The organism is Microbacterium sp., assembly GCF_032084865.1.
In the GTDB taxonomy this organism is placed as follows: Bacteria; Actinomycetota; Actinomycetes; order Actinomycetales; family Microbacteriaceae; genus Microbacterium.
Window position 1 is genome coordinate 1 of record NZ_DAMDLU010000102.1, and the last position, 10100, is coordinate 10100.

Annotated in this window: 9 protein-coding genes and 1 pseudogene; all 10 read left to right on the forward strand. The window is 69.2% G+C overall.

The genetic code is table 11. The features are described 5' to 3' along the window. Positions 1 to 292: pseudogene (locus RT309_RS10775) on the forward strand (ABC transporter ATP-binding protein); the annotation flags it as partial. A gap of 106 nt (positions 293 to 398) precedes the next feature. Then, complete coding sequence (locus RT309_RS10780) at positions 399 to 2126, forward strand: carbon starvation protein A (RefSeq protein ID WP_313356934.1); 1728 nt, start codon at positions 399 to 401, stop codon at positions 2124 to 2126. 3 nt (positions 2127 to 2129) lie between these two features. Beyond that, the gene (locus RT309_RS10785) at positions 2130 to 2414 is read left to right on the forward strand and encodes a cory-CC-star protein (RefSeq protein ID WP_313356935.1); all 285 of its coding nucleotides are present in this window, start codon (positions 2130 to 2132) and stop codon (positions 2412 to 2414) included. Beyond that, positions 2405 to 3379 carry an ArsA family ATPase gene (locus RT309_RS10790; protein WP_313356937.1) on the forward strand — a complete coding sequence of 325 codons (975 nt, stop codon included), beginning with the start codon at positions 2405 to 2407 and terminating at the stop codon, positions 3377 to 3379. Before RT309_RS10785 ends, RT309_RS10790 begins: the two co-directional genes overlap by 10 nt. Positions 3380 to 3453: 74 nt before the next feature. After that, complete coding sequence (locus RT309_RS10795; protein WP_313356939.1) at positions 3454 to 3606, forward strand: CopG family transcriptional regulator; 153 nt, start codon at positions 3454 to 3456, stop codon at positions 3604 to 3606. After that, positions 3606 to 4367 carry a hypothetical protein gene (locus RT309_RS10800; protein WP_313356941.1) on the forward strand — a complete coding sequence of 254 codons (762 nt, stop codon included), beginning with the start codon at positions 3606 to 3608 and terminating at the stop codon, positions 4365 to 4367. The genes RT309_RS10795 and RT309_RS10800 overlap by 1 nt, the downstream gene beginning before the upstream one ends. A gap of 261 nt (positions 4368 to 4628) precedes the next feature. Continuing rightward, on the forward strand, positions 4629 to 8003 hold the full coding sequence (gene ileS, locus RT309_RS10805; protein ID WP_313356942.1) for an isoleucine--tRNA ligase: 3375 nt from the start codon (positions 4629 to 4631) through the stop codon (positions 8001 to 8003). Further along, positions 8000 to 9352, forward strand: coding sequence for a folylpolyglutamate synthase/dihydrofolate synthase family protein (locus tag RT309_RS10810; protein ID WP_313356944.1), 1353 nt, complete (start codon positions 8000 to 8002; stop codon positions 9350 to 9352). The genes ileS and RT309_RS10810 overlap by 4 nt, the downstream gene beginning before the upstream one ends. Beyond that, positions 9349 to 9756: a DUF4233 domain-containing protein gene (locus RT309_RS10815; RefSeq protein ID WP_313356946.1), complete on the forward strand. Its 408-nt coding sequence runs from the start codon at positions 9349 to 9351 to the stop codon at positions 9754 to 9756. Before RT309_RS10810 ends, RT309_RS10815 begins: the two co-directional genes overlap by 4 nt. A 1-nt stretch (position 9757) precedes the next feature. Continuing rightward, positions 9758 to 10100: nucleoside-diphosphate kinase (locus RT309_RS10820; protein ID WP_313356947.1), on the forward strand; the 343-nt coding region annotated here is incomplete at its 3' end.

Sequence of the window (10100 nt, forward strand, 5' to 3'; positions counted from 1 at the left end):
GGCACTGGCGTTGCTGCAAGCGCGAGGAGTCAACGTGCTCGTGCTCGACGAACCCGTTTCGGCTCTCGACCCCACGGTGCGGGGCCGGGTGCTCGACCTGCTCGCGCGCCTGCAGACCGAGCGGCAGCTCACGATGGTGTTCGTCTCGCACGACCTCGCGGTGATCGCCGCGGTGTGCGACGACGTGCTGGTGGTGCGCGACGGGGTGATCGTCGAGCAGGGACGAGTGGGTGACGTGTTCGCCGAGCCGCAGCATCCGTTCACCCGGGAGCTGCTCGCCGCCGGACGGTGAGCAGCGGAGCCGGCGCGAGAGACGCGTCGGCTCCCAGCTGAATCCCAGGTTCGCTAGGGTGGGGCGCAGCAGCGACGACGAAGCCGCTGCCGGAAGGAAGCCCACAATGACTCCCGTTCTCCTCATGACCATCGGCCTGGCGATCTTCGCCGTCGGCTACCTGTTCTACTCGCGATACCTCGCCAACCGGGTCTACCGACTCGACGCGTCGTTCGCCACCCCCGCTCACGAGCTCAACGACGGCGTGGACTACGTGCCGACGAACAAGTTCATCCTCTGGGGCCACCACTTCACCTCCGTCGCCGGCGCGGCGCCGATCGTAGGACCTGCCATCGCGGTGATCTGGGGATGGGTTCCGGCCTTCCTCTGGGTCACGCTCGGCACGGTGTTCTTCGCCGGCATGCACGATCTCGGAGCGCTGTGGGCTTCGACCCGCAACAAGGGCCGATCGATCGGCGCCCTGTCGGCGCGCTACATCGGCAAGCGCGGTGCCGGCCTGTTCCTCGTGGTGATCTTCCTGCTCCTGCTCATGGTGATCGCCGCATTCGCCGTGGTCATCAAGAACCTGCTGATCTCGACGCCCAGCGCAGTGATCCCGACCTGGGGAGCGATCGTGGTCGCCCTGCTCGTCGGCATCGCCGTGTACCGGCTGCGCTGGCCGCTGCTGCCCGTCACCATCGTCGGCGTCGTCACGCTGTACGCGCTGATCGTGCTGGGCGACCAGATGCCGGTCGTGCTGCCCGAGGACTTCCTCGGCATGGGGCCGGCCACCTTCTGGATCCTCGCGCTGTTCGTCTACGGTGCGATCGCCTCGCTGCTGCCGGTGTGGGTGCTGCTGCAGCCACGTGACTACATCAACGGCGTGCAGCTCTTCGTCGGGCTGATCCTGCTGTTCGGGTCGGTGCTCACCGCGACGCTCTTCTCGGGTGCCGCACCCGAGATCGTCGCGCCCGCGATCAACACCGCCGTTCCCGAGGGGACACCGAGCATGGTGCCTCTGCTGTTCGTCACCATCGCGTGCGGTGCGATCTCGGGATTCCACGGCATGGTCTCGTCAGGCACGAGCTCGAAGCAGCTCGACAAGGAGACCGACGCCCGGTTCGTCGGCTACTTCGGCGCGGTCGGCGAGGGGCTGCTGTCGCTCGGAACGATCCTCGCGGTGATCGCGGGGTTCCGCACCGTCGCCGAGTGGGACGAGGTGTACAGCGCGTTCGGCGCGGGCGGCGTCGGAGCATTCGTGACCGGTGGCGGTGCGCTGATGCAGGCGGGCATCGGACTGCCCGCCTCGCTCAGCGCCACGGTGCTCGCCACCATGGCGGTGCTGTTCGCGGCGACGACCATGGACACGGGCATGCGCCTGCTCCGGTTCGTGGTTCAGGAGATCGGCGACTCGGTGAAGCTGCGGATCACGAAGGTGCCCGCGACGATCGTCGTCGTCGTGGTCGGTCTCGGGCTCACCTTCTCGCAGGGGCTCGGCGGCGACGGCGGTCTGCGCATCTGGCCTCTGTTCGGAACGACGAACCAGCTGATGGCCTCGCTGACGCTGTCGATCATCGCGGTCATGCTCATCCGCAAGCGCCGCAACCCGCTGCCGGCGCTGATCCCTCTGGTGATCGTCTTCGTGCTGTCGTTCTGGGCTGCGATCGAGCAGCTCGCGTCGTTCGCTGATCCCGCGAAGGCGGACTGGCTGCTGTTCGCGCTGGATGTCATCATCATCGCGTCGAGCGTCTGGGTCGCCGTGGAGGCGGTGCTCGCGATGCGTCGGGCCGCACTCGAGGAGCCCGAGCACGAGGACGCGGACGCCCGGCTCGAGGCGGTGCGCGAGGAGGTCTGATCGATGCGTCGCACCGAGGCGGTTCAGCGGCTGCGCGCCCGCTGGGCCGCCTTCAGCCGGGGGCTCGCGGAGTACTACGCGGGTCCCTACCGCCAGATGCTCGCTCGCGAGCAGCGCGATGCAGACGACCTGTTCACGCTGATCGTCCTCGGCGAGGCGCTCGGGGTGCCTGATCCTGCCGCCTACTACAGCGTCGAGCTCATGCCGCTCGTGGCCGGCGACTTCCACCGCTGGCACCGCCGGATGGGCATGCCGCGCTCACCCCTGGATCACGTCTCGTGCTGCTAGAGATCCTGCAGCGCGATCTGCTGTTCGTGGGCGGCAAGGGCGGCGTCGGCAAGACGTCGCTCTCGAGCGCACTGGCGCTGGGTCGGGCGCGCACCGGAGCACGGGTGCTCGTGGTTTCCACCGATCCAGCGCACAGCCTGGGACATCTCTGGCGGCGCGCGATCGGTGATCAGACCGCGCAGCTCGCGCGATTCGACAACGGCGGCGCGCTGCACGGCGTGGAGATCGATCCCGCGGCGACGGTGGATCGCCACCTCGCGGCGGTGCAGCAGACCATGCTGCGTCTGCTGCCCGAATCACAGCACGGCTCGGCGCGCGCGCATCTGGAGCGGGCGCGCATCGCGCCCGGGAGCCATGAGGCCGCCTTGCTGGAGCGGATCGCTGAACTTGCCGAGCTCGGACGCCGTGACTACGACCTGGTCGTCTTCGACACCGCGCCCTCCGGGCACACCCTGCGACTGCTCGCCCTGCCCGGCCAGCTGGCGGGATGGACCGACGCGCTGCTGCGCAACCGGGATCGCTCGGAGCGATACGCGGCGGCGATGCGGGGGCTGACCGGTCGCGGTGACGCGCAGGCCGAATCCGAGGCCACCCTGCGACGCACTCTCGAGCTTCGTCGTGCGCGCTTCGATGCGCTCGGCACCGCGCTGTCCGACCCGACGCGGACGGGATTCGTCGTCGCGTTCGTCGCCGAGGCGCTGCCGGTCGCCGAAACCCTCGACGTCGTCGGCGTGCTGCGCACCCTGAGGGTCGACGTGGCTGCGCTGATCGCCAACCGTCGCTCCCCGACGGATGCGGGCCCGCTGCTCAGCGCACGACGTGCGGCCGAGGACGTGCAGTTGGAGCTGGTGCGCGGGCAGGTGCCGGACTCGCCGATCATCGAGGTTCCGTTGATTCCGGGCGAGCTCACCGGCCGGGACGCGCTGGAGAGGCTGGCCGATCTGCTGCTGGCGCCCTCGACCTGACCGCAGGTTCCGAACCCGCGGGGCAGCAGGGGCGGATGGTTGATTCGAGACGACTGCACTGCTAAATTGCTAGCATGCAAGCAAACGAGCCCAAGGTGCAGTTCAACGTGTACCTGCCGCAGGACCTCGTGCGCGCGGTGAAGCATCGTGCCGTCGACGACGGCTCGAGCCTGTCGGCTCTCGTCGAGCGCGCCCTGCGAGCACATCTGGATAAAGGAGAGTCGTGATGAGTGCAGAGCAGACCAGTGCAGAGCAGACCAGCCCGAGGGTGAACAGCACAGCGGTGACCAGTACCGTGCAGCAGATCGTGTACACCCGCGATGAGCCTCGCTGGCACGCGCTCGCCGCGGCGCTGGGGCTGGCGGCGCCGTTCCCGGCCGAAGCGGGCTGGGCCGAGTTCGACGGTGGGGGAGTGCTCGCCGTGCACGCCGAGACGCCCGACCATGCCGACGGCACGTGCGATCTGCACCTGCTCGTCGACGACCTCGATGCTGCCGAGCGGGCACTCGCGGGGCGCGAGGTAGACCGGATGAATATGGACGGCGTCGGCGACCTGCTCGTCATCCGCGCAGCATCCGGCGTCGTCATCAGCGCTTCGGCGGGCACGCGCGCGACGGCCGGGGCGGTCTCGGTGCAGCCGATCTGGTTCCAGGACGACATCGAGGAGGCGCGTGAGATCCTCACCGCGCTCGGGCTGCGCGCCGACATCGCCGCGGACCGCGGCGGGTGGATCGAGATGCGTGCCGCCGGTGGCGGCACGGTCGGCGTGCACTCGGCTTCCGGGCGCAGCGAGGGATCCGGCGCGGGCATCGGGCTGAGCTTCCTCGCCGCGGGCGATCTCGAAGGGCTCGCCGGGAGGCTGACGGATGCCGGTTTCCCGGCATCCGTCGTCGATGAGTCGTACGCGCGAACGATCCGCATCGCGGATCCGGATGCGTGGATCAACGGCACCCAGGACGACCTGTACGGATATCACCGGGTGCGCTGACGGCTCTGACGTAGACTGTACGCACAGGCGTTGATCCGGCCATCACCGGGGAGCTCTCGGAAGAACGCTTCGACAGGCTCAGCGACCCAGGGGTTGTTGAGCAGGTGAGGCTACTAGAACCGAGCGGGGCAGGCCCGTCATCGCCGCAGTGAGAGTGGTTCCCGGCCGAGCGGTCGGGGGCACGTGAGGTGGTACCGCGGTCCGCGCGTCAGCACGGGTCGTCCTCGCAGCAGCATCCGACACGATCACTGCGAGACGAACATGACCTACCCGCGCCCGTCGACAAGCTCAGGAACCCAGTCCGCCTTCGGTCCTGCCGCCGTCACCCCGAGCCCGCGCTTTCCCGAGATCGAGCGCGAGGTGCTCGACTTCTGGAAGACCGACGACACCTTCCGCGCCTCGATCGCACAGCGCGACGGCGCCGATGAATGGGTCTTCTACGACGGTCCGCCGTTCGCGAACGGACTGCCGCACTACGGGCACCTGCTCACCGGCTACGCGAAGGACGTCTTCCCGCGCTTCCAGACGATGCTCGGCAAGAAGGTCGATCGCGTCTTCGGCTGGGACACGCACGGTCTTCCCGCCGAGCTGGAGGCGATGAAGCAGCTCGGCATCACCGAGAAGAGCGAGATCGAGCAGATGGGCATCGACGTCTTCAACGCGAAGGCGCGCGACTCGGTGCTCACCTACACCCGCGAGTGGCAGGACTACGTGACCCGCCAGGCGCGCTGGGTTGACTTCGAGCGCGGCTACAAGACGCTCGACCTCGGCTACATGGAGAGCGTGCTCTGGGCGTTCAAGACCCTCTACGACAAGGGCCTCGCCTACGAGGGCTACCGCGTGCTGCCGTACTGCTGGCGCGACGAGACTCCGCTGTCGGCGCACGAGCTGCGCATGGACGACGACGTGTACAAGGACCGTCAGGACCCGTCGGTCACCGTGACCTTCCCGCTGGTCGGAGCCAAGGCCGAGGCGCTCGGCCTCACCGCCGTCCGCGCTCTCGCGTGGACGACCACCCCCTGGACGCTGCCCACCAACCTCGCCCTCGTCGTCGGCCCCGAGATCGAGTACGTGGTGCTGCCGGGCGGGCCGAACGGCGCCGCCGACATCGTGCCGGGCGACGATCCGGCCGAGAGCGACGCACACCGCTACCTGCTCGCCCGCGACCTGCTCGGCGGCTACGCCAAGGACCTCGGCTACGAGTCCGCCGACGACGCGCTCGCCGCCGTGCAGCAGAGCATGCTCGGCGCGGAGCTGGCCGACGTCGCGTACGACCGGCTCTTCGACTACTACGCGGATGCCGAGACCTGGGGCACCGAGAACGCCTGGCGCATCCTCGTCGACGACTACGTCACCACCACCGACGGCACCGGCATCGTGCACCAGGCGCCCGCCTACGGTGAGGACGACCAGCGGGTGACGAACGCCGCCGGCATCCCGACGATCATCTCCCTCGACGACGGCGGGCGCTTCCTGCCGTCGGTCACCGACGTCGCCGGTCAGCTGTGGATGGACGCGAACACGCCGCTCATCCGCCTGCTGCGCGCGGCGGGGCGGATGCTGCGCGAGCAGAGCTACGTGCACTCCTACCCGCACTGCTGGCGCTGCCGCAACCCGCTGATCTACAAGGCCGTCTCGAGCTGGTTCATCCGCGTGACCGACATCAAGGACGATCTGCTCGCGAACAACGAGCAGATCACGTGGGTGCCCGAGAACGTCAAGCACGGCCAGTTCGGAAAGTGGCTCGAGGGCGCGCGCGACTGGTCGATCAGCCGCAACCGCTACTGGGGCTCGCCCATCCCGATCTGGAAGAGCGACGACCCCGAACACCCCCGCGTCGACGCCTACGGATCGCTGGAAGAGCTCGAGCGCGACTTCGGCACCCTGCCTCGCAACCCCGAGGGTGAGGTCGACCTGCACCGGCCGTACATCGACGACCTCACGCGTCCGAACCCCGACGACCCCACCGGCAAGAGCACGATGCGCCGCATCGAGGACGTCTTCGACGTGTGGTTCGACTCGGGATCGATGCCGTACGCGCAGGTGCACTACCCGTTCGAGAACCATGACTGGTTCGACTCGCACTCGCCGGCCGACTTCATCGTCGAGTACATCGGGCAGACCCGCGGCTGGTTCTACGTGATGCACGTGCTCTCGACGGCGCTGTTCAACCGCCCCGCCTTCACCGGCGTGAGCTGCCACGGCATCGTGCTCGGCAGCGACGGCTACAAGATGTCGAAGTCGCTGCGCAACTACCCCGACGTCAGCGAGGTGCTCGACCGGGACGGGTCGGATGCCATGCGCTGGTTCCTCATGTCGAGTTCGGTGCTGCGCGGCGGAAACCTCGCAGTCACCGAGGAGGGCATCCGCTCGGGTGTGCGCGAGTTCCTGCTTCCGCTGTGGAACTCGTGGTACTTCTTCGCGACGTACGCCAATGCTTCGACAGGCTCAGCGGGGGCCGCGGCAGGGGGATACGAGGCCACCTGGCGCACCGACAGCACCGACGTGCTCGACCGGTACATCCTGGCCCGCCTGGGCGACCTGGTGCGCGAGGTGCGCACCGACCTCGAGGGCCTCGACTCGACCACGGCATCCGCGCGTCTGCGCGACTTCGCCGAGGTGCTCACGAACTGGTACATCCGCCGGTCGCGTGACCGCTTCTGGGACCCTTCGACAAGCTCAGGCACCCAGATCGACTGCTTCGACACGCTGTACACCGTGCTCGAGACGCTGACGCGCGTCGCGGCGCCGCTCGTGCCGCTGATCAGCGAGCGGATCTGGCAGGGACTCACCGGTGGGCGCAGCGTGCACCTGACCGACTGGCCGGATGCCGACGCATTCCCCGCTGCGGACGACGTGCGTGACGCGATGGACGCGGTCCGCGAGCTCTCCAGCGTCGGCAACGCGCTGCGCAAGAAGGAGAAGCTGCGCGTGCGCCTGCCGCTCGCCCGCCTCACCGTCGTGTCGCCGCTCGCCGCCGATCTCGCGCAGTTCGAGGGCATCCTCCGTGAGGAGCTCAATGTGAAGAGCGTCGAGCTCGTGCAGCTCGCCGAGACCACGGCATCCGACTACGGCATCAGCCACCGGCTGAGCGTCAACGCCCGCGCCGCCGGTCCGCGCCTCGGCAAGGAGGTGCAGAAGGTCATCCGCGCCGCGAAGGACGGCTTCTGGACCGAGGAGGACGGTGTCGTGACCGCCGACGGCATCGTGCTGGAGCCGCACGAGTACGACCTGGTGCTCGAGACCTCCGGGCGGCCCGAGGGCGAGGCTCTGGCGCTCGTGCCGGGTGGCGGATTCATGCTGCTCGACACCGCCACGACACCCGAGCTCGAGGCCGAGGGTCTCGCGCGCGACGTGATCCGAGCGGTGCAGGACACCCGAAAGAACGCCGGCTTCGACGTGAGCGACCGGATCCGCCTCACTCTGCGGTTCGACGACGCGGAAGACGGGGATGCCGTGTACGCGGCGTTCCACGTCGCGAATGTCGCGGGAGAGACCCTTGCTCTCGAGCACACCCTGCTCGGCGCGGACGATTCGCCCGCCGAGAGCGAGTTCAGTGCCGTGATCCCCAAGGGCACGTACGCCAATCGCGGCGACTTCACCGTCGCCGTGAGCAGGATCGGAGGACACCAGTGAGCGACACCCAGCGAGCCGACGTCGTCTACGAGAAGCTGCTCGAACGGGCCGGGGAGCGGTGGGTCCAGCCGCGCAAGGAGCGGGTCGCCCGCATCCTGACCCTGCTCGACGACCCGCAGCGCACCTACCGCGTGGTGCACATCACCGGCACGAACGGCAAGACCTCGACCGCGCGCATGATCGAGAGCCTGCTGCGCTCGCACGGGCTGCGCACGGGACTGTTCACCAGCCCGCACCTGAAGCGCTTCACGGAACGGATCATGATCGACGGCGAGCCGATCGCCGACGGGGCGATCGCGGATGCCTGGGATGAGATCGAGCCTTTCGTCGGCATCGTCGACGCCGAGCTCGAGACGGCAGGCGACGCCCCGCTGACCTTCTTCGAGCTGCTGACCGTGCTCGCGTTCGTCGCGGCGTCGGACGCGCCGGTCGACGTGCTCGTGCTCGAAGTCGGCATGGGCGGGTCGTGGGATTCCACCAACACCGCCGACGGCGACGTCGCGGTCTTCACGCCGGTCGACCTGGACCACGCTGACCGTCTCGGCGACACCATCGAGGCGATCGCCGAGGTGAAAGCCGGCATCATCAAGACCGGCGCCGCCGTCGTCTCGGCCGAGCAGAAGCCCGAGGTCGCCGCGGTGCTGCGTCGTGTCGCGGCGGAGCAGGGCGCGACGATCGCGTTCGAGGGCGAGGACTTCGGGCTCAGCGATCAGAAGCTCGCCGTCGGCGGTCAGCTGATCGGCATCCGCGGCCTCGCCGGCGAGTACGTCGACGAGTATCTGCCGCTGTACGGCGCGCACCAGGGCCACAACGCCGCTCTCGCCGTCGCTGCGGTCGAGTCCCTGATCGGCGGTGCATCGCAGCGCATCGTCGGCGACATCCTCGCCGACGGGCTGCAGAACGCGACGTCGCCGGGGCGCCTGCAGCTGGTCGGCGTCGCGCCGACCGTGGTCGTGGATGCCGCGCACAACCCGCACGGCGCCGTGGCCCTCGCCCGCTCGCTCGACGACAGCTTCGACTTCGACGAGTGGGGGCTCGTGCTCGGCGTCTTCGCCGACAAGGACGCGGCGGGCATCATCGATGAGCTGCTGCCGCAGGTCGCCGAGGTGTTCGCGACGGCTCCCGATTCCGACCGTGCTGCGGACGCGGATGCCATCGCCGACCTCGTCGAGCAGCGCGGCCGCCGCGCGAGCGTGCACCCCACCCTCGCCGACGCCGTCGATGCGGCGCGTGAATGGGCGGCATCGGCCGACCGCCGTGCCGTCGTCATCGCCGGCTCCATCGTGCTGGCAGGTGAAGCCCTGCTGCTCTCCGAGGAGGAGGACTGGAAGTCGGGGTGGCGCGCGTGAGCGCCGGCGCCGCGCGACCGGCCCGCCCCCCGCGCACCCTGGTTCAGAAGCTCGGGTCGATCGTGCTCGGATTCGAGGCGATCGGCGCCCTGCTCGCCGGACTCGTGATCTTCGGGCTCAGGGCGCTGCCCGCGGGCATCCCGCCGTGGTGGGGGATCGTCGCCGGTGTGGCCGTCGCGATCGCGCTCATCGCAGTCGCCGGCGCCATCGCGAAGCCGTGGGCGATCCCCGCAGGGTGGGTGCTGCAGGTCATCATCGCCCTCGGCGCGCTGCTCGTGCCGGCGATCGCGTTCGTCGTGCTGATTTTCGGCGGCATGTGGGCGTATGCGACGATCGGTGGGGCCCGCATCGACCGAAAGCGGCCGGCGGGCCCGCCGGCAGAACCTCACACAGAGAGCGAATGACATGGCCACTGAAGAAACCCTCGTCCTCGTCAAGCCCGATGGCGTCGCCCGCGGCCTGACCGGCGGCATCCTCGCCCGCATCGAGGCGAAGGGCTACTCGCTCGTCGACCTGCGTCTCGTCGAGCCTGACCGCGACCGGCTCGCCGCGCACTACGCCGAGCACGAGGGCAAGCCCTTCTACGAGCCGCTGCTCGAGTTCATGATGTCGGGGCCGTCGGTCGCGATCCGCCTCGCCGGGAACCGCGTGATCGAGGGCTTCCGCTCCCTCGCGGGTACCACCGACCCCACCACCGCCGCCCCCGGCACCATCCGCGGCGACTTCGGTCGCGACTGGGGCCTCAAGG